The organism is Streptomyces hirsutus, from assembly GCF_001418415.1.
Classification (GTDB): Bacteria; Actinomycetota; Actinomycetes; order Streptomycetales; family Streptomycetaceae; genus Streptomyces; species Streptomyces hirsutus.
This window is the reverse complement of the sequence record NZ_LIQT01000205.1, coordinates 1-22,476: the sequence shown is the minus strand read 5'-3', so window position 1 is coordinate 22,476 and position 22,476 is coordinate 1. Positions and strand designations below refer to the sequence as shown.

Here is a 22,476-nt window from a genome sequence, read left to right as displayed (position 1 = left end):
CTGCGCGGTCCCTACTCGCCCGAAGGCCGCTCGATCAGCCGGGCGAACGCGTCCAGGTTCCGGGTCGACTCGCCGCGCGACACCCGCCAGGCGTGCTCCTTGCGGATCGCGGTGGCGAACCCGAGCTCCAGAAGGGTGTTGAAGCTTCCGTCGGCCGCCTCCAGGACCTGACCGAGCAGCCGGTCGATCTCCTCGGGGGTGACGGCGGCCAGCGGGAAGCGGCCGGTGACATAGATGTCGCCGAGCGGGTCCACGGCGTAACCCACGCCGTACAGCTTGAGGTTGCGCTCGAGGAGCCAGCGGTGGACGGCGGCCTCGTTCTCGTCGGGGTGGCGGACGACGAAGGCGTTGAGGGAGAGCGAGTGGCGGCCGACGATGAGGGAGACCGTCGTGGACAGCTTGCGGGTGCCGGGCAGCTTCACCACGTACGTCCCGGGGGCCGGACTCTCCCAGTCGAGCTCGGCGTCCTTCAGTACGTCCTCGACGACCTGTGCCGCCCGCTGCTCCGCTTCCGCCGCTGCCCTGTCAGCCATGGTGGGAGCGTACGTGACGGCGGTGCGCCTGCGTCGCGGCCGTGTAGACGTCGGCCGTGGCGGCGGCCGCCCTGTCCCAGCCGAAGGACCGGGCGTGCAGGGCGGCGGCGTCGCCCATCCGGTCCACGAGGTGCGGCGCGTCGGCGAAGTCGCGCAGCACGCGCGCGTACGCGCGCGGGTCGTGGCCCTGGACGAGGAAACCGGTGTCCCCGTCCCGTACGGCCACCGGCAGCCCGCCGACCGAGGCCGCGAGCACCGGGGTACCGGCCGCCTGCGCCTCTATGGCGACCAGCCCGAAGGACTCGCTGTAGGACGGCATGACGAGGACGGACGCGGCCCGGAACCAGTCCGCGAGCTGCTCCTGCCCGACCGGCGGACAGAACCGTACGACGTCGGCGATGCCCAGGCGGGCGGCGAGCTTCTGCAGCCCCTCGGGCTTGGCGAGGCCGCTGCCGCTGGGGCCGCCGACCACGGGGACGCAGATCCTCGAGCGCAGCTCGGGACGCTCGCCGAGCAGGACGGCGACCGCGCGGAGCAGCACGTCCGGAGCCTTGAGGGGCTGGATGCGGCCCGCGAAGAGCGGGATCAGGGCGTCCTGGGGCAGACCGAGGCGGGCGCGCGCGGCGGCCCTTCCGTCGGCGGGGCGGAAGCGGGACAGGTTGACGCCGGGGTGGACGACGGCGACCTTGTCCCGCTCGGCCTCGTAGTGCCGGACGAGCTCGTCCGCCTCCTCGGCGGTGTTGGCGATCAGCCGGTCCGCGGCGGCGACGATCTGGGTCTCGCCGATGACGCGAGCGGCCGGTTCGGGGGTGTCGCCGTCGGCGAGGCTGGCGTTCTTGACCTTGGCCATGGTGTGCATGGCGTGCACCAGGGGGACGCCCCAGCGCTGGGCGGCGAGCCAGCCGACGTGACCGGAGAGCCAGTAGTGGGAGTGGACCAGGTCGTAGTACCCGGGCCGGTGACCGGCCCACGCCTGCATCACGCCGTGCGTGAAGGCGCACAGCTGGGCCGGCAGCTCCTCCTTGGCGAGGCCCTCGTAGGGGCCCGCGTCGACGTGCCGGACGAGGACACCGGGCGCCAGGTCGACGGTGGGCGGGAGGGCGGCGGCGGTCGCGCGCGTGAAGATCTCGACCTCGATGTTGATCGCGGCGAGGCACTGGGCGAGCTCCACGATGTAGACGTTCATGCCGCCGGCGTCGCCGGTGCCCGGCTGGTGGAGCGGGGAGGTGTGCACGGAGAGCATCGCCACACGGCGGGGCCGGCGGTGCAGTCGCAGCCGCGGGGGCGCGGCGGGGGAGCGCCGCCCGAGCCTGGCGATGTACTGGCTCACGTGCCGGTCCTCCTCGCTGCGGGCATGGCTTTCGGGGGCATGCGGTGCGCCCTCGAGTCCCCCAACACCGGAAGGATGCGTTCCCATTTCCGGGCGACCTTCCCGGATCGGGTCTTTGCCGAATCATTACCGGATGTCGCTCAACCGTTCGAACGTGGGGTGCGGAAGGCACGCGGGGCACGCCGGGTGCGCGGTACCGGTCGATTCGGACCCGTTCCGGGCCCCCGCATACCCTCGTACGCATGACCGCCCGCGCCGCCTCCCTCCCCCACTCTCGACTGCGCTCGAGCGGGGGGACCCCCACGAGCGGGAGGACCCCCATGAGCGGGAGGACCCCCATCGTGGGCACGGTGACGCGCGGAACGACCAACCCGAACCGCCTGCGCCGCATGGACCGCTGGATCGCGGCCACGCACGGCGCCGAACTGCGCCGCGCCGACCACCCCGTCGTCGTCGACCTCGGCTACGGCGCCGCCCCCTGGACGGCGGTCGAGCTGCTGCACCGCCTCCGTACCGTGGCCCCGCGCGCACGGGTGGTGGGCGTCGAGATCGAACCGGCCCGGGTCACGGCGGCCCGCCCGTACGAGCGCGAGGGGCTGTCCTTCCGGCACGGCGGCTTCGAGCTCCCGCTCCCCGGCCGGCCGACGCTGGTCCGCGCGGCGAACGTCCTGCGCCAGTACGACGAGGCCGAGGTCGCCGCCGTATGGCAACGACTGTGCGCGCGGCTCTCACCGGCCGCCCCGGGACGGGGCTCGCGCGGAGGGCTGCTGGTCGAGGGGACCTGCGACGAGATCGGACGGCGGCACGTATGGGTCGCCCTCGGCCCCGAAGGGCCGCGCACGGTCACGTTCGCGACCCGCCTCGGCTCCCTGGAGCACCCCTCCGACCTGGCGGAACGCCTGCCGAAGGCACTCATCCACCGCAACGTCCCCGGCGAACCGGTGCACGCCTTCCTGCGCGACTTCGACCGCGCCTGGGCGGCGGCGGCACCCTACGCCTCGTACGGCGCCCGCCAGCGCTGGATCCGCACGGTGCGGGACCTCGCGGCCGACTGGCCGGTGACGGACGGCCCGGCGCGGTGGCGGCAGGGCGAGGTCACGGTGCGGTGGGAGGCCCTGGCACCCCGGAGGTGAGGCGGCGCTCCTCCTGGGGGCGAGCTGGGAGCCAGTCGGCACTCCGGCGTTCCGGCGTTCCGGCGTTCCGGCACTCCGACGCCCGGACCGACACCCGGACCAACACCCGGACCGACGCCGGGGACGATCCCCGTGAGTCGTTCGTCACATCGAGGGGGCGATCGTCATGGCGAGGCGGGGGAGGTGGGAAGTGTTACCTCTGGTCACTTCCCAGGTCGGCGTGGCAACATCCCCCGAGCGACGGAATGTTACTGACGGTTAACCAGCTTGGGGGTGGAGTCATGAAGGTGGGCAGGCGCACTCTGACGGCGACGGCGGTGACCCTGGTCTGCGCGATCACCGTGCTGGCGGCACCGGGCACGGCGTTCGCGGCTCCCACCCCTCAGCCTTCCCCGAGCGCGACCGCGAGCCCCGGCGCGCAGGCCGGCGAGAACCCCGAGGCCGCCCCGTCCAAGGACCTCGAAGCCGTACGCAAGAAGCTCGAGAAGCTCTACCGCGCGGCGGCCGTTGCCACCGAGGAGTACAACGCCGCCGAGGAGAAGACGAAGCAGCAGTCCGCCGAGATCGTCAAGCTGACCGGGAGGATCGTCAAGGGCCAGGAGAAGCTGGACGACCTGAAGGACCGCGCGGGCGCCGCGGCCGCCTCCCAGTACCGCGGCGGCGGGCTGCCGCCCGAGGCCCATCTGATGCTGAGCGACAGCCCTCAGGACTTCTTCGTCGGCGCGGGCCGGATACGTCAGGGCCAGCACGCGGCCAAGGGCCTGCTCGGCGAAATGCAGCGGGCCCAGGAGGACCTGGAGCAGTACGCGGAGGACGCCGAAGCCCAGTGGCGGAAGCTGGAGACGGGCCGCAAGGCCAGGGCCAAGGCGCAGAGGAAGATCGAGAAGAAGATCGCGGAAGCCGAGAAGGTCGAGTCCGAGCTGGAGCAGGAGGAGAAGGAGCGCCTGGCCGAACTGGAGCGACAGGCCGCCCAGAAGGCCCAGGCCGCCTGGCTGAAATCCGGCGCCCTCGAAGGCACCGCGGCCGCGGCGACCGCGCAGGGCAAGAAGGCCGTCGCATACGCCACCGCCCAGATCGGCAAGCCGTACGTGTGGGGCGCCGAGGGCCCGGAGGCGTACGACTGCTCGGGGCTGACCTCACAGGCCTGGATATCGGCCGGGCAGACCATCCCGCGCACCTCGCAGGAACAGTGGAGACAACTGCCGCGCGTCGCCGTCGAGGACATGCGGCCGGGCGACCTCATCATCTACTGGAACGACGCCAGCCACGTCGGCATGTACCTCGGCGACGGCTCCATGGTGCACGCCCCGCGCCCGGGACGGACGGTGACGACCGCCGGTGCCGGTTCGATGCCGATCCTCGGGGTGGTACGCCCGGGCGGGACCGCCGACGGAAGCGGCAGCAAGAACAAGAAGGACAGGGAAAGGGAGAAGGAGAAGGAGAAGGAGAGCGGGCGCGGAAACAGGAGCGGAAGCGGGAACGCGAACTCGGCATCGCACACGACCGAGACCGCGAAGACGCGCCCGGACGCGGACAAGGACACAACCGCGAACTGAGTGACCCGGGTCTCGCGCCCTTCCACTCCGCCCCGAACCGGCCCACTCGACTCGCCCGCCCGATCCGCCCGTGACCTGCGCCACGTGACCCAATCCACGTAATCGGCGCCGCCAAACCTCCGCGGACGTGACGTTCGTCATTCCGGCTGCATCCCCGAGCCTGTCCAACTGCTGCCCATTACGCGGCATATGACACTGGCTGATGGCCGAACGGCGTGCTCCACGCCATTCCGCTGCGGCACCGGCACCCGCTATCGTCCCCGCTGGAAAGGGGCACCCCTGCTCGCACGGAGTCGGCGAGCACGGGACGGGCCGAGAGCCCACACCCCCACCACGCCCTCGGGGGGAGGGAAGGAACCCGGAACCATGCCCGCATCCGTACCGCGGCAGAGAACGCTCCCGGCCGCGGAAAACGGTCAGGCGCACGCCGTATCCATGACCAGCGGCCCCGCCGAGGGCGCCCCGGAGACGGGGACGACGGCCCCGCACACGGCGGAAAACCCCGCGACCGTCACCACCGGCAACGCCGCGAACGGCAGCGCCGAAGGCGCCACCCGCGCCGAAACCGACACTGACACCAACACCGACATCGACACCGCGAACCACACAGGGAAGGCCAGGACCAGGATCACGCCGGACAGCGCCGAGGCGACCTCGACCGCCCCCACCAACCTCACCCTGCTGCTGATCGAGGACGACCCGGCGGGCTCGCCGATCGTGCCCGACCTGCTCGACCGGGGCGGCAAGCCGATCCGCGTCCGCACCGCCCGCAACCTCACCGAAGCCGAGCGGCTGCTGACCGACGACGTCCACTGCATCCTCCTGGACCTCGCCCTGCCCGCACCCGGCAGCCGGCCGGCGAACGGCGGAAACGGGACGAACGGCGCGAGCGGCAACGGTGGCGACGGCGGTGAGGGCGGTGAGGGCGACGACGAGCTCGCCGTGCTCAAGCACGTGCTGGAACTCGCGCCCCGGCACGCCGTCCTCGCGCTGACCGCGTCCGGCGACGCCGAGCGGGGCGCCGAGGCGGTGCGCGTGGGTGCCCAGGACTATCTCTTCCGTGACGAGCTGGACAGCAGGCTGCTGAGCAGGGCGATCCGGTACGCGGTGGAGCGGAAGCGGTCCGACTCGGCCGAGCGCCGGCTCGCCGAGGGCAGACTGCACGCCCGGGAGAACCGCCGGCTGGAACGCGGACTGCTGCCGACACCGCTCCTGGACGGCTCCCCGCTCCGCTTCGCCGCCCGCTACCGTCCGGGCCGCTCGCGCGCCCTGCTCGGCGGTGACTTCTACGACGTCGTCCGCACCCCGGACGGCACCGTGCACGCCATGATCGGCGACGTCTGCGGCCACGGCCCGGACGAGGCCGCCCTCGGCGTGGAGCTGCGGATCGCCTGGCGGGCGCTGACGCTGGCGGGCCTGTCGGGGGACGAGCTGCTGGGCACGCTGCAGCAGGTGCTGGAACACGAGCGCGCGGACGACGAGATCTTCGCGACCCTCTGCGCGGTGGACATCTCCCCCGACGGCCGGGAGGCGGGCCTGTGCCTGGCCGGCCATCCGTCACCGCTGCTCGCCCGCCCGGGACACCCCGCACGGCTGCTGCCCTACGACGACAACGGCCCCGCGCTCGGCCTGCTGCCCAGCGCCTGCTGGCCGCGTACACAGGTGGACCTGGGCACCGAGTGGAGCCTGATGCTCTACACCGACGGCCTGATAGAGGGCCGCGTCGGCGACAGCGGGGAACGGCTCGGCCAGGACGGCATGGTCGGTATGGTCAGCCGCCAGCTCACCGACGGCCTGCGCGGCAAGGAACTGCTCCGGGCGGCGGTCAACGAGGTCCGCAACCTCAACGGCGGCGAGCTGACCGACGACGTGGCGGTACTCCTCCTGGACCGGGTGCCCCAGCCGTGACCACGGCCGGTCCGGTGCGTTCCGGTCCGGTGCGTTCCGGCCCCGCTCGATCCGGCCCCGCTCGATCCGGTCCGTTCCGGTCCGGCGCCTTTTACCGTCCGCCGTTGTACGGGCCGTAGGGGCCGTCGCTGCTGGAGCCCCGGTGGCTGCGCCCGCCGCCGGAGAGGCCGCGCAGGGCGGGACGGACGTCGACCATGTAGACGATGGTCGCGATGAGCCCGATGATCGGCAGGAACGACAGAATGTCGAAGATCAGGTTCACCACGAAGGCGAGCCCGAGGATGATCAGCCAGAACGGCTTGGTCTTCTTGTCCGCCGCGCGATAGGCGTCCTCACGGCGGGTGGCCGCGTCGATCAACGCGAAGCCGCTGAAAACAATCAGGGCCATACTCAGCAGCCACAGGAACCCAGCGAAGCCCTGCATCAGCACAACGTCCACCACCCGACTCGGCTCGTCCTTACGCGGTCACCGTACCCGCAACCGCCGGCCGGCTATCCGTAGAACGGGCCGGACACCACGAGAGTGCCCGGCCCGTTCGGTTCCATCCCTTGCTCACCGCTGCCGCTCCGCTCGCGGCTACTTGATGGGCGGCGTCGTCCTCTTGGCCGTGTTCTTGCGCACCTGGGCCTTCTTGGCCGCGGCCTTCTTCTCCTCGTCCGAGGCGGTCGGAGCGGCCTTGCCGCCCTTGACCGCCTCGTCCTCCTTGACCTCGACGGCTTCGAGCTTCGGCTTGGGCTCGGCCTTCGGCTCGACGGCGACGGCGATGTCCTCGATGCCCTCGGCGGCCTCGCCGCGCCAGGTCTTCACGGCCTGCTCGCCGTGCTCGGCGACCTTCTCGTACGTCTCGCGGGCCTTGACGGCGTACTCGGCGGCGACGCCGACGCCGCGCAGGGCGAGGTCCTGAGCGGTCTCGCCGAACTTCTTGAGGTCGGTGTCGAGCGAGCCGAAGAACTCGCCGACCTTGGTCTGGACGGTCTCCTGCGTCTCCTTGACCCTGATGGTCGCCTTCTCCTGGACGGCCTTCGGGTCGGTGTGACGCACGGCCTCGATGCGCGAAGGAGCCTCGGCGCGGATCTGCTCCACCAGCCCCGGCACCTTCTTGGCCTGCTGCAGAGCGAGGTCGGCGGTGCCGGCGGCGAAGTAGAGGGGGGTCGGGTTGCTGAAGGTCTTGCGCAGGTCGTCGGTGATGGCCATGGTGAGGGTCCTCCCGGATTCGTTTTCGGCTGAGGGTCTGTGTGATCCGCGGCGGCGGCCGGTGCCCTGGTCCGGCTCAGTCGGCCGTCCGCTGCGGATCGGTGTCGGTGCCGCCGGCCTTACGGGGGCGGCGCTCGGCGGACGTACCGCCCTTGCTGCGGGAGGGAGTCCGGCGCTTGGCGGACGAACCGCCACCGCCCTGACGCCCCCGCCGTATCCCGGCACCACCTCCGGAACCGTCCGTCACGTCCGAAGCCTCCGCGGCTTCCGGAACCTCGGCTCCCTGAGCAGCACCGGCGCCCCCGACGACACCCACGACATCGACGTCGACGGAGGCGACGGCGTCCACGCCACCGGCACTCCCCGTCGTCTCACCGTCCTCGGGACCCACAAACCCGTTCTCCTTGCGGAAGGACTCGTAGATCTGGAGCAGCACCTGCTTCTGACGCTCGGTCAGGGTGAGATCGGCGAGGATGACGGCCCGTGTCTCCACGTCGTCACGGTCCCGCTCGGCGTCGAGGATGCCGGCGCGCACGTACAGCGTCTCGGCGGAGATCCGCAGCGCCTTGGCGACCTGCTGCAGCACCTCCGCGCTCGGCTTGCGCAGCCCGCGCTCGATCTGGCTCAGATACGGATTGGACACCCCGGCGGCATCGGCGAGCTGCCGCAGTGACAACTGCGCGTTGCGCCGCTGCTCCCGCAGATAGTCACCGAGATTGCCGACGTTGAGTGATGCCATGCCTCCACCCTGCCGCACACCGCTAACTATTGCAAGCACCTGCTTGCAATAGTGCGCCATGCCGGGCCGGAGTCGAGCACGAGCACGACGGGTGCCGTGTCCGTTCCCAGCGCTTGTGAGGGTTTCCCGCGGGATCTGCTCGGCGAGGTGACCGAGTCCCGGTCGATCCGCGCGACGAGGTCCCTCGGGGGCCGGCCTATGGACGTCGCGCGACGAAGACGAACTCCTTACCCGGCCTGTCAGGCGCGTCGCGGACGCCCTCCACCTCATAGCCCTGCGCGATCAGCTCCGTCCCGACCTCCTGCCGTTCACGGAAGCGCAAGGTGGAGTCCGACGTCAGCACCTGCCCGTCGACAGCGAACACATAGGTCCAACGGAACGTCACCAGCGGCTCGCTCACCTCCACCACCTGGACCCAGCTCTCGACGGCGCCGACGCCCGGGATCTCCGTCACGCGATACGAGGCTTCGCGGTTCCACTCCTCCCAGGCGCGTCCGGCCGGGTCCCGGGTCTCGAACACCAGACGGCCGCCAGGTCGCAGTACCTCGTACGCGCCACGCAGGGTCTCCCGCCATGCCTGCGGATCGAGGATCTGCTGGGCGACGTTCGCCGTCATGGTCGCCAGGTCGACCCGCAGCGGCGGGAGCGTCGTCGCATCGCCGCAGATCCAGCGCACCCGCTCGCTGCCCGGCTTGGCTCGGGCCACGTCGATGGACGCCTGCGCGGGGTCGACGCCGACCACCTCGATCCCGCGTTCGGCCAGCGCACGTGCGAACACACCTGTCCCACAGCCGATGTCCAACACCTGCCGTGCCTCGAACTCCTCCGTCATCTCCACGTACGCATCGAGGTCGCTGCGATCGGGGTCGAGCGGGTCATAAATCGCGGCGAGTCGTGGATGCCCGAAACACTCGTCAGCCATGCGGCCGACCGTATGGGGGCCGGGCTTGCCTGCCTAGTCGATTTCCCCAGCCGTCAGAGGTGTTGGTGCCCCCATCAGTCGAGATCTCCAGCTGGCTCTGTGCGCGAGAACGGACAGCAGACGTTCACCACTTCGGGAGGCAGCAGAGGCACCAAGGAATCGAACGGCCCGTGAGCTTCGACTGCGCAGGAAGGAGCGTTCAGTCCCACCAGTCGTCGCCGGCGTGCCAGCGCCGCACCCACTCCTCGAAGCCCCATGCGTGGTCACCACGCGCCGGGATGGCACCAACGTCGGCGACCATCCAGACCTCGCCGCGGCGGAGCCGAAATCCCGAACTCGGCCCGGTCCTGAGGCCCACGGTCCGCTTCCTCGCCTGGCGGAAACCCGTTGGGTGTCTCTCCAGCACGGGGAATCATGAAGCATGCACTCGGACAACTGGCACCTCACGGAAGACGTCGACGACTTTCTCACCCGGGCCGGAGACTTCCTGCGCTCGCGGCCCGGCTCGCACGTCATGCAACTGACGTGGGCCGAGAGAGTGCGAGCACGCGGGGCGGACGCGTTCGGCACCGAAGCCCCCGTCTTCGGGGTGCTGGAGCGAGCGGGTGAGGTCGGCGCCACCTTCTACCGCCTCCCGCCCCGTGCGCTGGGCCTCTCCCCGCTCACGCCCGAGGAGGCCGACTCCCTCGCCGCCCACCTGGCCGCCCTCGGGCACTCCCTTTCCCGCGTCAGCGCGGACCACGGCACCGCCACCGTTTTCGCCGAGGCCTGGCAGCGGCACACCGGCGCGACGCCGGAACTCCGCGACACGCGGCTCCGTCTGTACCGCCTCGGCACGCTCACCCCACCGGAGCCGCTGCCGGCGGGCCGGGGCCGCGTCCTGGGCGAGCAGGACCTTGACCAAGTCATGTTCTGGTGCGGCGAGTTCGCCAAGGCCGTCGGGGAAGACATCTCCATCAGCGACGACACGTGGGCCGGCACCCGCTTCGCCGACAAGCGCTACACGCTCTGGGAGACCCCGGACGGCACTCCCGTCTCCATCGCGGGCATGAACCCGATGATCGGCGGCCAGATCCAGGTGGACATCGTCTACACCCCGGCCCACCTGCGCGGACACGGTTACGCGGGCGCCGTGACGGCGGAGGTGAGCCGGGCCGCGCTGGCCGCGGGCGCGAGGGAGGTCGTGCTGTTCGCGGACCTGTCCAACCCCACCAGCAACGCCCTCTACCAGCGCCTCGGCTATCGCACGCTCACCGACTGGGCTGTGTACGACTTCTCGTATGCCGCACCGTAAGTCGGTCGAGAATCAACGAGCTTGCGGTGCAGGAGGCCAGTAGCAGGATCACACGAGTGGTTGGTGTACTCACGGCACCCTCTGCACGAGCGCGCCGCACCCAGTGATCACCCGGGCCAGGTTTCCGATCCCGTTTGATCCGCCCAGTGCCGTGGCCGGTGATCCGCCGTCCCCGTCCCGGCCGGGACGGGGACGGCACTCAGCCGGTGGCAGCGCCGAACCACCGGGGAAGTCGGTCGAGGAGATCCCGCTGGTCCTCGCCGACCCACGCCACATGTCCGTCCGGCCTCAGCAGCACCGCGGGGACGTCCAGTTCCTCGCTGACGTCGACCATGTGGTCGACCCGGTCCACCCAGCCCTCCACCGAGAGCCGGCCGCCGGTCTGGTCGAGCAGCAGTCCGCGGCCGCCGTGCATCAGCTCGTACAGGCGTCCTCGCTTCAGCCCCACGTCCCGCAGCCGCCGGCCGAGGAGTTCGTGGCCCTCGCCCGAGTCGTGGCCGAAGTCGTAGCGGACCCCGATCGCGGTGATCTTCTCGATCAGGTGGCGGTTCACTTCCTCGAAGTCCATCAGCTCCGACAGCAGCCGGCGCACCGACCGGGCCCCCGGCTCCGCCGACAGCAGGAGCATCTGCGCGCGGGTGTTGTCCAGCACGTCGGCGGCCACCGGGCGCCGTTCGGTCTGGTAGCTGTCCAGCAGCCCTTCGGGTGCCCGGCCGCCCACCTCGGCGGCGAGTTTCCAGCCGAGGTTGAAGGCGTCCTGGATACCGAGGTTGAGGCCCTGCCCGCCGGTCGGCGGGTGGATGTGCGCCGCGTCGCCGGCCAGCAGCACCCGGCCGCTCCGGTAGCTCTCGGCGAGGCGGGTGGCGTCGCCGAAGCGGGAGATGCGGCGTGGTGAGTGCACGCCGAAGTCGGTGTCGGCGAACGCCCGCAGCCGCTGCTTGAGTTCGTCGAGGGTCGGCGGGACGGTGCGGTCCTCGGCCACGCCCTCGGCGGGCACGATGACGCGGTACACCCCGTCCCCCTGGGGAATGAAACCGAACAGCAACTGGGTCCTGCGGACCTCGGCCACCACGGCGGCCATCGTCTCCGGCGGTACGCCCAGCTCCACCTCGCCCAGGAGTGTCTCGACCCGGGAGGGCTCGCCGGGGAAGCCGACGCCGAGCAGCCTGCGCACCGTGCTGCGGCCCCCGTCGCAGCCGACGAGGTAGCGCGAGCGCAGCCGCGTGCCTCCCCCGCCGGCCACGCCTTCTTGGGCGGAAGCGCCCCCACCGGCCAGCTCGGCGGTCACCCCGTCCGCGTCCTGGCTCAGCCCGACCAGTTCGCAGCCGTACCGGATCTCGGCGCCGAGTGCGACGGCGTGCTCGGTCAGCAGGCGCTCGGTGACCGGCTGCGGAATGCCGAGGACGTAGGAATGCGCGGTGTCCAGCCGTTCGGGCCACCCCTTGTCGATGGCGGCGAAGAAACCGCCGACCGCGTACTTCTGGCCCAGCGCGAGGAACCGCTCCAGCAGCCCGCGCTGAGCCATCACCTCGATGCTGCGCACGTGCAGCCCGAGCGCACGGGCGTACCCGGTGGGCCCCGCCTCCTTCTCCAGCACGACCACCCGCACGCCCTGCAGCCGCAGCTCGGCGGCCAGCATCAGCCCGGTCGGCCCGCCTCCGGCCACGATCACGTCAATCATGAAAACCCCAACCCCCGGATGAACGATGTCGGATGCCGACCGGACCGCACCGCGCGCGACGCCGACGGTGCGACGCCCCACGCGAGGCGCCTGCCTCGACAACAGCGCACACACTTCGCGAATCACCGATTTACGCAGGTTCCGGCCCAGGGCGACGATTCTGCGGCACGACCGGGGCCTTGCCGCAAGCCCCCCGGTGCGCTATACGTTGAGAAGGGCAAGGAGACGGGTTCTCTCCTTGCCTTCGTCGTTTCGTCCTCCCGGGCCTCCCAGGCCGCTCGGGCCTCTCAGACTCCTCAAGCCGCTCAGCCCTCCCGGCCTCCCAGGCCCCTCGCCGACCTGCCCACCCGAACCGGGACGGACGCTACGAGCCCCCGTACAACCACTCCAGGTCACGAGCAGGTGCAGGTGCAGGGACTCGGTGGCGGATGCTTCCCCGGCCGCGCAGTGGAAGCCGTCGGTGGCGTCGGCCAGGGCCTGAAGGAAAAAGCTCCTGTCCTGACGGCGGCTTCTTCCCGACACCACCCCGAGCCTCGGACCCGCGCCTTCGCCGGTCGCGAACGCCGTCGGCGTGACGGTCCCGGCGGTGCGGGCGCCGGTGGTTGACCTTCACCTTGGGTGAGGCCGCAGCCTCAGGAGGGCCGGGCAGAGGGCTCGGCGTCAGGAACCGGGGTGAACGGTATGCGCGTCGAGTTGCATCGGATCCGTGCTCAGGAACTCATGCGGGAGGCCGACGCGTACCGGCTCGCCCGGCAGGCGAGGCGCGCGCCGCCGGATCCGAGCGCCGCGCCCTCTTTTCCCGCCTTCGTCACGGAGTGCCGAGCCCGCCTCCATGCGATCCTCACGCACGCCGCGCGACGAGGACGGACTCCCCGCCCGGCCGGTCGGGAGCGTCACGTACGTCCTCCGCCACACGGCCCTGCGCGGCCGGTTCCTCCGGAACGCGGGTGGGGCGGAACGCCGGTCGCCGCTAGGAAGCGCGGGGCCGCTGCTCTGCGCGGGCCGCGCGGGCCCACTCTCCGAGGATCGGAACGCAGTGCTCGGCGAAGTGCTCGTAGTCCTCGGCGGTGTTGTAGACGTGGGCGGAGAGCCGCAGGTAACCGATGCCGTCGAAACTGGTGAAGGCGGCCTCCACCCCCAGCTCCCCGGCCGCCCGGTCGCGCAGCGCGTCGGCCGAGACGCGGCTGTCGGCCAGTCCTTCGGGCAGCCGCACCAGCCGCATCCCGGGCACGGGCATGCCGACGTCCACCGGGCCGTCGAAGCCCGTCAGTCCGGCGAGCGCGGCGCCGATGGTCCGCTCGGCGTAATCGGCCAGGTCGTCCATGTAGCGGCGGGCGGCGGGCCAGCCCCAGGTGCTCTCGACGAGGCCGATCGCGGTGGCGGCGGCCAGAGGGCCGGTGGCGTCGATCGTGCCCTGCTGGTCGAAGCGGTCGGGGTACGGGTCCTCGGCCCCCCAGGAGTCGATCAGCGGATACAGGTCGTCCCGCTGCGGGCCACGGGCGATCAGGGCGGCGGTGCCGCGCGGCGCGCAGGCCCACTTGTGCAGGTTGCCGACCCAGAAGTCGCAGGCCGTCCCGGTGAGCGGGGCGGCGATCAGCCCCGGCGCGTGCGCGCCGTCGACGAGCAGCGGGACACCGCGCCGCCGCGTCTCGGCGCCGATCCGCTCCACCGGCATGCGACGGGCGGTCGGCGAGGTGATCTGGTCGACGACCACGAGGTCGGTGGCGTCGCTCAGCTCGGCGGCCACGGCCTCGTACGCCTGCTCCTCGTCCGCGTCCAGTGGCACCGTGGCCGTACGGACCCGGCCGCCCCAGCGCCGTGCCAGGCGCTCGGCGCCCATGGTGACGGCGCCGTAGCCGTGGTCGGTGACGACGATCTCCCCGCCGTGGCGGCGTTCGAGGTTGGCGTAGACGACGCTGGCGCCGGCGCTCGCGTTCGGCACCAGGGCGAGGTCACCGGGGTCCGCCCCGAGGAACGCGGCGAGGTCGGTCCTGGCCTCCGCGAGCCGCCGCGGCAGCGCGGGGAACCAGACCACCGGCGCGCTCTCCATCTCCTCCCGCACCCGCTGCTGGTGTTCCTGCGCCACCAGCGGGACCGCCCCGAACGAACCGTGGTTGAGGTGCCGCAGGGCCGGGTCCAGCGACCACGCGTGGAGGGCCGGCCGGCCGTCGGCCAGCAGCAGGGGGCGCGGTGCGGTGGTGACCTCGGTCTCGCTCACATGACTCCCGTCCGGGTCCCGGGAGAAGCCCCGGATACAGCGCTCTCGCACCGGCGGTCATCAGACCTCCGGCGCGGAAAGACTCACGACATACGACGACTCGGGATGGTGGCACGGGATTTTCGGCCCTGACAAGCACTCCGCAGCGGGAGGCGTCTGATGACTCACCGCGGATACGTCCCAGGCGTCGGAAGCCGCATCGACGAGGACCGTGACGTCACGTCGTCGTAGAGGACGTGGGCGACCAGGCTGAACAGGGCACCGCCGAGGAATGCCTTGCCCTCCAGGGCGTCCCCCACGGGCTGGACGAACTGCGCGGTCAGCCCGGTCACGCAGATGGCCGGCAGGACGACGCGGGTCACCGCGGGCTCGAAGCGTTCCTGGAAACGCCGCGGTCGCTGCCCCACCACCCCTCCGTCCGCTGCCCCGTTCACGCGCTCCGGCATGCCGAACCACCTCCGCGCACAGCGGCCGACGGGGCCTCACCTGCCGTTCTTCGCAGCGGCTTTCGGAGGATTTATGGTCCACCTACGCCAGGGCACGGGCAAGACGGGGAGCGGCGGTGCTGCGGAACGGCAGGCCCAGCGTTCCGATCGCCACCGCCAGCGTCATGGCGTAGGAGTCCACCGCGCGCCGGACGTTGGGGGCGTCCAGGCTCGCTCCGGTCACGATGCGGTCGAGGTCGATGTAGGCGGAGCGCACGATCTCCAGCCGGCGGTACACCTGCCAGTCCTTCTGCCAGTCGCGGGTGCACTCGGGTGCCAGCCGGCGTTCCCAGCGGCGGAACATCCGGTCGCGGATCTCCGGGCGGGTGGGTGTCAGGTGCATGTGGCGCACCAGGTCGTAGAGGGGGTCGCCGACCAGGGCCATCTCCCAGTCGATGATGGTCAGCGCGAAGGCGTCGTCCCTGCGCACCAGGTTCCACGGGTTGAGATCGCCGTGCAGCAGGGAGAGTTTGCGGTGGCTCACCTCGTGGCGGGACAGGATCTGCCGAAGGCGGTCGGCGTCCGGCAGCCCGAGATACCGCGCCAACCGTTGTGACTTCTCCGGCAGTTCGGCCACCAGCAGGACCAGTTGGTCTTTGAGCGAGGGGTAGAACCCTGCCGCCCCGACCAGCGGATCGAGTGGTGTGCAGTCCACCCGTGTCAGGGCGCGGAGCTGGTCCACGAGACCGTCCGCCTCGTGCGGCAGCAGGCCGTTGACCGGGTGGTTCGGAGGGCGGTCGGCATCGGCCGGGCCCTCGTAGGTGTGGATGGCGAAGGGATCGTCCGGGTGGCTGACTCCGAGCGCCAGGGTTCTCGGCGCGGCCACCGGGACGGGCGCTTGTTCGATGAGCCGCAGAACGGCGTGCTCGCTGAGGATGCCGCGTTCCCGGCCGCATACGTCGGGCAGCTTCCGGCGGACGACCACGAGGCGGCCGGTGCTCGGCACCCGCACCACCGTGTTGAGGTGGGCGGTGCCCTTGAAGACGCGGTCGGCCGGAGCCGCCCCCTCGAGCGCCAGGGCCTCCCGCACCGCGGACCCGGGGAAGTCCGCGGGCTGCTCGAGGCGCCGGTCCGGTTCCCAGGTGAAGGCTCTGGCGCTCGGGCCGCGCCCGGTGCGGTGGTCGCTGTCGTCGTGGGCCGCCAGCCGGCGGAACAGCGCACGTTCGATCTCCCGCTCCCCCGGCACGCTCCTGAGCCGCAGCGGTTCGGACGCCGCCTCCAGCGCCCTGCGCACCTCCGCCACCGCCTCGTCCAGCTTCTTCTGGGTGAACGATTCCTCCAGGGACCGCGCCGCCCGCATGACGTCGGGGTACACGGACTGGGCCCGCTCGAAGGCCAGGTAGTGGCGCAGGTCCTTGCCCAGCCCGTTGACCGCGGCCGGACGGACCTCCCGCATGGCGTCCGCCCAGGCGTCGACCACTGCGGACCGCTGGTGTTCCGGGTACCGCATCCGCACGAGATGGGTCGCCAGGTCGTGCAGCGGGTCACCGTAGGTGGCCAGCTCCCAGTCGACGCGGACGAGTGACAGGTCACCGGGGTACGACACGATCACGTTGTCGCGGTGCAGGTCGGCGTGGAGCAGACTGTACGGTCGCCGGGCCATGGCGGGCACCCGTTCGGCCAACGCGGTCAGGGCGTCCTCGGGAACGCCGAGTGCCGCGAACAGCCCTCCGAACGACTTCCGGTGGGGCTTCCTGATCTGCTGGTCCGCGAGACGGGCCAGCGTACGCAGAAAGCCCTGGCTGTCGGTGTCGTTGCTGGGCCAGACGGACGGCAGCGGGGGGAGCCCGGTGCGGCGCACCTGGGCCGTTTCGGCCAGCAGGCGGGCCATCTCCTGGACCATCAGGGTGTCGACGGGTTTGTCGTTTCCGCAGACGCGGGAGAGCGGGACTCCCTGCACATGGCTGTGGATCGCGAACCCGTGTCCCCTGGCCAGGACCTCCGGCACGTGCGGCAGGGTCCTCCTGACGGCGTCGAGGATCTCCTGCTCGTTCCGCCACGTCCTGATCACCACCGGCAGCGCGTCGGCACGCCGGACCCGCACGGTCACCGGCGTACCGGCCGCACGGCCGAGCGGCCTCGCCATGGCCGGTGTGACCGGCACGACGTAGTTCTGGTGGTGGTGGCCACCGATCGCCTGTCCCGTCCGCACGGCCAGGTCGAAGAAGGCGCGGTGTCCCTGGTCGGGCGCGGGACGTCCCCCGGGGGCGGGACGGGGAAGGGACGATGCGCCCACTGGCCACTCCGGAAGCGCGGAAGGGGGAGTCACGACATGGCAAACGGTAAGCACGAGGCCGGTGTCACGCGCGACGAGGGTCGCGCGACGGAGTGGCGCGACGGAGTGGCGCGCTGGGCGGCACAGGCGGTTGGCCCCCTGCTGCGTGAGGGCGCGCAAGCTCGTTCCAGGTTGGCTTGTCAGCCTCTTGTACGAACGCGGGAGAGCGTTTGCTCAGTCGGTGCGGGCATGCTATCGGAAGGCGGGCGGAAACCGGATCAACCATCGGTGGAGAGCGGATTCCCCACCGATTCGGACCAGTGCCGCATGCCGGTGCACCGTGTCAACCGTGTCGCGGGAGGCACCGAGTTCCTCGGCCGGATCGCGCTGCGACGGAAGGAACGACCGTCACCGCGGGTGGGCGGCTGCCGGTGCGGGGCTCGGGGAACTGTTGCCGGGACCGGCCGCGGAGACCGCGCTCGGCGTGGTCGGCCCGGCGGTCCTGCTCCTCATCGGCGTGTGGGCGCGGACTCGGCAGGACGGGCGTGCCGTCGGCGCCGCCCTGCTGTCGGCCCCGCTGACGCTTCAGGCCTGAGGTGCCGTGCGGAGCAGGGCGAGGACAGGTGCCAGGGAGGGCAGGATCACGGTGGCGCCCGCGGCTTGCAGGACCTTTTCCTTGTCCTCGTTGCGGGCGTAGCCGAGGAAGGGCACGCCGGCCGCCGTGGCGGCGTGGAAGTCGGAGGGGGTGTCGCCGATCATCAGGGCGGAGTCCGGGGCTGCGCCCATGGCGTTCAGGGCGCGGTTGATGCAGTGGGGGTCCGGCTTGAGCCGGCTGAGCTGCTGGGTGCGGCCGTAGATGTGGGGGGCGAAGCAGCCGAGGAGGCCGCGGTCGGTGAGGTACTTGCGGACCACGCGGGGGGAGTTGTTCGTCGCGATGGCCGGCCGGGGGCCCACCGCGGTCCAGGTGCGGATCAGCGGGTCGGCGTAGGGGGTGGGCCGGGCCGAGGAGGCGGCCAGCATTTCCTCCTGGGTGAGCCGCGCCTCCAGCTCGGCCACCAGGTCGCTGCCCGGGTGTCTGCGGTCGACGGCGCGGAGCACCGCGTGCGGGTCCAGCGACTCGCGTTCGGGCTCCGTGAGCAGGCCGTGCAGGCCCCGGCCCTCCAGCCACTCGACGAGGTCCGTCGCCACCCGCTCCGCCGAGTGGCCCGCGAAGAGGCGGCAGATGGGCCCGTCGAAGTCCCACAGCACGACACGGGCGCCGCTGATCAGTTCCTTCAGTCCGTCCGGGTCGTTGAGGTCCTTCTGGTCGTTCTCGGTCTCGTGTGTCACCGGTTCGGTCCGCGTCGCATCAGAAGTCACTAGGAGAGTGTCAGGTCCGTGGTGATGGTTTCCCAGAGGGCGTCGAACCACTTCTGGGATTCCTCCACGAACGCCTGGTCCCGCTGTCCGGCCTGCTTGCTGAAGGAGAAGAGCAGGGACTGGGAGCCGAGGGCGTCGTACATGTCCAGGGTCTGGGTGCCCCACTCCTCCTCGCGCCTGGCGAGCATGTAGTAACCGATCAGCGCCTCCTGGCCGTTGAGCAGGTAGAGCTTCATCGGCGGGGTGAAGGGCAGGGCGCGGAACCTGACGTGGACGTCGATGCCGTGGGTGTGGCGGACGGACTGCAGGTTGTGCTGGAGCACCTGGGCCTGGGCGTTGCGCATCTGCAGCCAGCGCTCGTGGACCGGGTCGTCGTCGCCGGCGTTCTCGTCGACCAGGACGGGGAAGGCCAGGTTGATGGTCCGGGACGGCAGGAGGACGCGGAACTCGATCGACTCGGGGCGGAGTCTGCCCTCGTGGATCAGCCGGACGGGTTCACCGACGGCGACCATCAGCGTCTCGGAGGTGTGGGACACGACGTCGATACGGACGTGCGGCGTGGAGAAGGCCTCGGTGAGACGGGGGGCGAGACCGACCATGGTCGGCTGGGGCTCGCCCGACGCGGGGGCCGGCTCGGCGATCCGGGGCGGGCTGCCCTTGCTGACGTTGCTCAGCAGACCGTCGTCCGCGAGAACGCGCAGTGCCTGGCGGACGACGCCGCGTTCCACGCCGAACTCCTCGGCGAGCTCGGCCTGGGTGGGCAGGCGTTCGCCGGCCCTGAGCTCCCCGGCGCGGATACGTTCGCGCAGGATGTCGGCGATCTCCTGGGGCGAGTTCCTGCTGTTGTCATCCACGGCGACGTTCTCCTGAGTCACGACCAAACGCTACAACTCTGACCCATCTATGGGGAGTTGTTTGAAAGTTGTTTATAAGCACCTGCCAAGTGGGGACAACATAGCTAGAGTTGGTAACCAACTTGACCGAGTTGGCGGAAGTTCCGCTTCCGCCCACAGGAAAGCACGAAGTAGCACGAAGGGGGAACATCGTGCCAGTCCTCGCTCTCATCTCCGCGATCCTCGTCGTCACCCTCGAGCAGTACGTCGAATGGAAGTACGGCATCGCCGGCATCATCGGACTGCTGCTGCTCACCGTCGGCATCAAGGCCCGCAGTCCGGGCGTCAGCTCCGCCGGCGCCCTCCTGCTCGCACTGCTGGTGACGCGGCCCGCACTCTGAACCACCCGTACGTGCCGCGCCCCCTGCGCAGGGGGCGGGGAGACGTCAGCTCGTGAGCTGCAACTCCGAACTGATCGTCTCCCACAACGCGTCGAACCACAGCCGGGACTGCGTCACGAAGGCGCTGTCCCGCATCCCGGCGCCCTGCTCGAACGCGAACAGCGCGGAGCGGGTGCCCTGCGCGTCGTACGTCTGGACGTTCTCCTGGTCGATCTGCGCCTCGCTGCGGGACAGCGTGTAGTAGGCGAACAACGCCTCCACGCCATTGAGCAGGTACAGCTTCACCGGCGGGGTGAAGGGCAGCGCCCGGAAGGAGACCCGCACGTCGATGCCGTGGGTGGCGCGCAGGGCGAGCAGACTGTGCCGGAGCACCTGCCCCTGGGCGTTGCGCATCGCCAGCCACCGCTCGTGCACGGGGTCGTCGCCGCGGCCGCCGTGACGGCCGCCGCGCCGGCCGTCGGCGGAGTCCTCGACCGCCACCGGGAAGGCGAGGTCGATGTTCCGGCCGGGCAGCAGGACGCGGACGTCGACCTTGGCCGGTTTCATCCGCCCGGCATGGATCTGGCGCAGCGGTTCGCCGATGGCGAGGGTGAGGGATATCGCGGTCAGGCAGACGGCGTCGATCTGGACGTGCTCGGCCTCGAAGGCGGCGGCGATACGGGGGGTGAGGGCCGCCGTGGTGGGCCGGGGCGGCGCTTCCGGCCCGGTCAGCGCACTGCCGGGGTGGCCGGCGACGGTCGCCGGGGCGCCCTTGGCGACGTTGGTGAGCAACTGCTCGGACTGCAGGATGCGCAGCGCCTGGCGTACGGCACCGCGCTCGACGCCGAACTCGTCCGCGAGCTTCGCCTGAGTGGGCATGCGCTGGCCAGGTCGCAGCTCCCCGGACCTGATCCGGGCGCGCAACTCGTCGGCCACCTCGCGATGTGTCCTCTGTGGCCGCTGGGGCCTCTTCCGTCCATTGACGGGGGCGTATTCCGGGTCCACGCCGAAACCCTACAACTTCTCGCCATCTTTTGGCAGTTCACGGAAAGGTGGTTATGAGCCGCATCCAAGCGGAGATAACTTAAAAGAAGTTGGTCGCCAACTTGAGCAACATGGTCGGACCTCCCAGGAGGTTGGCCATCACGGTGACGGTGGGGACCACTCCTCGAGCCGCCGACCGGGCTTCCCTTCCGGAGGGGAGCCGGGAACCCGGTCGGTCAGCACCAGCACAACAACCACAACTGAACAGCAAGAACGGCAAGAACGGCTACGGATGCACGGACACCCGCCGGACGAGAGGGAGGAGGAGCGAACGACACCGAGGGAGCGCGGCAGCGCTCAGAACAGGTCCGGGCACCATGGACGCCTGGACGTACGCAGCAGGGCGTCGGCCTCACGGGCGGCGCCCGCTCGTTCTTCCCGGACCCGGCCCAGCGCCGCCAGCCGCACCGCCGACTCGTCGCCCAGCCACAGTGTCGCCAACTCGGCGACGTCCAGGGTCAGATCGGCGTCCTCGGTGGTCGCCGCGCACGTCCCGGTGCCGTCCGCCGACGCCTGGAGTCGGTAGCGCCCGCCGGCCAGCCCCGCACCGTCGGCCACCTCCAGCACCAGCGATCCGGCCGCCTCGTACGTCCGGGCCTCCAGCGCCCGTACGACGTCCAGGAGGCGCACCCACAGCCAGTCCGCGTACGTCGTCACGGCGGCGGCGCGCGGGTCGGGCAGGAGGAAGGGGAGCAGGTCGTCGGGGGCCCGCCAGCCGCTCTTCACCTTCGCGATCCAGTCGATCGAGCACAGGTAGCGCCACAGCGCCCGTTCCGCGGCCGGGCTCACCGCGAGCAGCCAGTCCACCCGCGCCGTGTTCAACGGCTGCTTGGAGTCGCTCCACTTGTCGTCCGCCGTGTAGGAGACCAGTCCCTCGACCTCGCCGTCCGCCGAGCGGTACACGGCGAAGTAGGGCTCGTTCCACGTCGGGGGGACGTGCACGGCGCCGGTGGCGGTCTTCCACCACAGGTCGCTCCGGCTGACCGCGCCCGGCTGGATCCCGCGCAGCCGCTCGTGCAGCTCCGGGCCGAGCTTGCGCACGTCCTCCGCGTCCACGAGGTCCACCCGTCCGCCGTCCTCCGGGCGGGACCGGCGCGGGTCGAGGCCGGTGCGCGGGACGTCGACGGTCCACTCGGTGGCCCAGGTGGCGGGGCCGAAGCCGTAGCGGCCGTATATGGGGTATTCGGCGGCGATGAGGGTCGCGACGACGTCGCCGCGCTCCTTCGCGGCGGCGAGGTCCTGCGCCATCATGCGGGTGAGCAGACCGCACCGGCGGTGTGTGGGGCTGACGGTGACGTTCGTTATGGCGTCGGCGGGCACGGCGGCCCCGCCGACCGCGGTGATGTCCTGCGGGAAGGAACGGAACGTGGCGACGCAGCGGCCGCCGTCGAAGGCCCCCAGTGACCGGCCCGGCAGGAACTGCAGACGGCGGGTGTCGAGGACCTCCGGAGAGGGGGTGGGCTCCCGCAGGAACCCGGTGTTCAGGGCCCGGTTCCAGTCGGCGAACTCGGTCTCGGTGATCGGGCGTACGTCGATGTCGGTGCGGGGCGTTCCGGCGCTGGGGGTCATGGTTTCACCGTAGGTCGCCCCCTCGGGAGGTGTCGCGCGCTTTTCCGACCGTCCTACGGCCCCGCCCGCCATGTGACCCTGG

Annotated in this window: 20 protein-coding genes; 6 read left to right on the top strand and 14 right to left on the bottom strand. The window is 71.3% G+C overall.

What is annotated here, in order from left to right; all coding sequences use genetic code 11:
• Positions 1 to 11: 11 nt before the first annotated feature.
• A complete protein-coding gene (locus tag AOK11_RS16490; protein ID WP_055594480.1) occupies positions 12 to 533 on the bottom strand; it encodes a type III secretion system chaperone family protein in 522 nt (173 codons plus the stop codon).
• A complete protein-coding gene (gene mshA, locus AOK11_RS16485) occupies positions 526 to 1,863 on the bottom strand; it encodes a D-inositol-3-phosphate glycosyltransferase (protein WP_055594479.1) in 1,338 nt (445 codons plus the stop codon). The genes AOK11_RS16490 and mshA overlap by 8 nt, the downstream gene beginning before the upstream one ends.
• Positions 1,864 to 2,204: 341 nt before the next feature.
• On the opposite strand from mshA, the gene AOK11_RS16480 reads away from it, so the two are divergent.
• The 3 genes from AOK11_RS16480 to AOK11_RS16470 all read left to right on the top strand — a co-directional run bounded on the left by AOK11_RS16480 (position 2,205) and on the right by AOK11_RS16470 (position 6,460).
• Complete coding sequence (locus AOK11_RS16480; protein WP_206188862.1) at positions 2,205 to 2,996, top strand: class I SAM-dependent methyltransferase; 792 nt, start codon at positions 2,205 to 2,207, stop codon at positions 2,994 to 2,996.
• A 281-nt stretch (positions 2,997 to 3,277) separates the two neighbouring features.
• The gene (locus AOK11_RS16475) at positions 3,278 to 4,552 is read left to right on the top strand and encodes a C40 family peptidase (RefSeq protein WP_079034888.1); all 1,275 of its coding nucleotides are present in this window, start codon (positions 3,278 to 3,280) and stop codon (positions 4,550 to 4,552) included.
• A gap of 366 nt (positions 4,553 to 4,918) precedes the next feature.
• Complete coding sequence (locus tag AOK11_RS16470) at positions 4,919 to 6,460, top strand: PP2C family protein-serine/threonine phosphatase (protein WP_055594478.1); 1,542 nt, start codon at positions 4,919 to 4,921, stop codon at positions 6,458 to 6,460.
• A gap of 91 nt (positions 6,461 to 6,551) precedes the next feature.
• Here the strand turns inward: AOK11_RS16470 and AOK11_RS16465 are convergent, their stop codons facing one another.
• From AOK11_RS16465 to AOK11_RS16450, 4 genes are all read right to left on the bottom strand, one after another.
• The gene (locus AOK11_RS16465) at positions 6,552 to 6,884 is read right to left on the bottom strand and encodes a DUF2516 family protein (RefSeq protein WP_079034894.1); all 333 of its coding nucleotides are present in this window, start codon (positions 6,882 to 6,884) and stop codon (positions 6,552 to 6,554) included.
• A 153-nt stretch (positions 6,885 to 7,037) separates the two neighbouring features.
• On the bottom strand, positions 7,038 to 7,655 hold the full coding sequence (locus AOK11_RS16460; RefSeq protein ID WP_055594477.1) for a hypothetical protein: 618 nt from the start codon (positions 7,653 to 7,655) through the stop codon (positions 7,038 to 7,040).
• Between the two features lie 76 nt (positions 7,656 to 7,731).
• The gene (locus tag AOK11_RS16455; RefSeq protein WP_055594476.1) at positions 7,732 to 8,394 is read right to left on the bottom strand and encodes a helix-turn-helix domain-containing protein; all 663 of its coding nucleotides are present in this window, start codon (positions 8,392 to 8,394) and stop codon (positions 7,732 to 7,734) included.
• A gap of 196 nt (positions 8,395 to 8,590) precedes the next feature.
• A complete protein-coding gene (locus AOK11_RS16450; RefSeq protein WP_055594475.1) occupies positions 8,591 to 9,316 on the bottom strand; it encodes a class I SAM-dependent methyltransferase in 726 nt (241 codons plus the stop codon).
• Between the two features lie 421 nt (positions 9,317 to 9,737).
• Here AOK11_RS16450 and AOK11_RS16445 point away from each other — a divergent pair, with 421 nt between their 5' ends.
• Positions 9,738 to 10,610, top strand: coding sequence for a GNAT family N-acetyltransferase (locus AOK11_RS16445; protein ID WP_055594474.1), 873 nt, complete (start codon positions 9,738 to 9,740; stop codon positions 10,608 to 10,610).
• A 199-nt stretch (positions 10,611 to 10,809) separates the two neighbouring features.
• Here the strand turns inward: AOK11_RS16445 and rox are convergent, their stop codons facing one another.
• The 4 genes from rox to AOK11_RS16425 all read right to left on the bottom strand — a co-directional run bounded on the left by rox (position 10,810) and on the right by AOK11_RS16425 (position 17,230).
• Positions 10,810 to 12,291: a rifampin monooxygenase gene (gene rox / locus AOK11_RS16440; RefSeq protein WP_055594473.1), complete on the bottom strand. Its 1,482-nt coding sequence runs from the start codon at positions 12,289 to 12,291 to the stop codon at positions 10,810 to 10,812.
• Between the two features lie 970 nt (positions 12,292 to 13,261).
• Positions 13,262 to 14,509 (bottom strand): aminotransferase class V-fold PLP-dependent enzyme, encoded by a 1,248-nt coding sequence (locus AOK11_RS16435; protein WP_055594472.1) that lies wholly within the window; start codon positions 14,507 to 14,509, stop codon positions 13,262 to 13,264.
• Between the two features lie 164 nt (positions 14,510 to 14,673).
• Complete coding sequence (locus AOK11_RS16430) at positions 14,674 to 14,955, bottom strand: hypothetical protein (RefSeq protein ID WP_055594471.1); 282 nt, start codon at positions 14,953 to 14,955, stop codon at positions 14,674 to 14,676.
• Between the two features lie 82 nt (positions 14,956 to 15,037).
• Positions 15,038 to 17,230, bottom strand: a complete 2,193-nt coding sequence (locus AOK11_RS16425; protein ID WP_079034887.1) for a phosphotransferase family protein — start codon at positions 17,228 to 17,230, stop codon at positions 15,038 to 15,040.
• Positions 17,231 to 17,660: 430 nt separating this feature from the next.
• Between AOK11_RS16425 and AOK11_RS43450 the strand changes: the two genes are divergently transcribed.
• The gene (locus AOK11_RS43450) at positions 17,661 to 17,804 is read left to right on the top strand and encodes a hypothetical protein (RefSeq protein WP_167353802.1); all 144 of its coding nucleotides are present in this window, start codon (positions 17,661 to 17,663) and stop codon (positions 17,802 to 17,804) included.
• Here AOK11_RS43450 and AOK11_RS16420 read toward each other — a convergent pair.
• Positions 17,795 to 18,538: an HAD family hydrolase gene (locus AOK11_RS16420; protein WP_055594470.1), complete on the bottom strand. Its 744-nt coding sequence runs from the start codon at positions 18,536 to 18,538 to the stop codon at positions 17,795 to 17,797. The genes AOK11_RS43450 and AOK11_RS16420 overlap by 10 nt on opposite strands.
• A 29-nt stretch (positions 18,539 to 18,567) precedes the next feature.
• Positions 18,568 to 19,449 (bottom strand): GntR family transcriptional regulator, encoded by an 882-nt coding sequence (locus AOK11_RS16415; RefSeq protein ID WP_055594469.1) that lies wholly within the window; start codon positions 19,447 to 19,449, stop codon positions 18,568 to 18,570.
• Positions 19,450 to 19,613: 164 nt separating this feature from the next.
• Between AOK11_RS16415 and AOK11_RS16410 the strand changes: the two genes are divergently transcribed.
• Entirely contained in the window at positions 19,614 to 19,802 is a 189-nt protein-coding gene (locus tag AOK11_RS16410) for a hypothetical protein (RefSeq protein WP_055594468.1), read from the top strand.
• A 45-nt stretch (positions 19,803 to 19,847) separates the two neighbouring features.
• Here the strand turns inward: AOK11_RS16410 and AOK11_RS16405 are convergent, their stop codons facing one another.
• Complete coding sequence (locus AOK11_RS16405; protein ID WP_079034886.1) at positions 19,848 to 20,786, bottom strand: FadR/GntR family transcriptional regulator; 939 nt, start codon at positions 20,784 to 20,786, stop codon at positions 19,848 to 19,850.
• Positions 20,787 to 21,122: 336 nt separating this feature from the next.
• Positions 21,123 to 22,394: a GNAT family N-acetyltransferase gene (locus AOK11_RS16400; RefSeq protein WP_055594466.1), complete on the bottom strand. Its 1,272-nt coding sequence runs from the start codon at positions 22,392 to 22,394 to the stop codon at positions 21,123 to 21,125.
• Between the last annotated feature and the right edge of the window lie 82 nt (positions 22,395 to 22,476).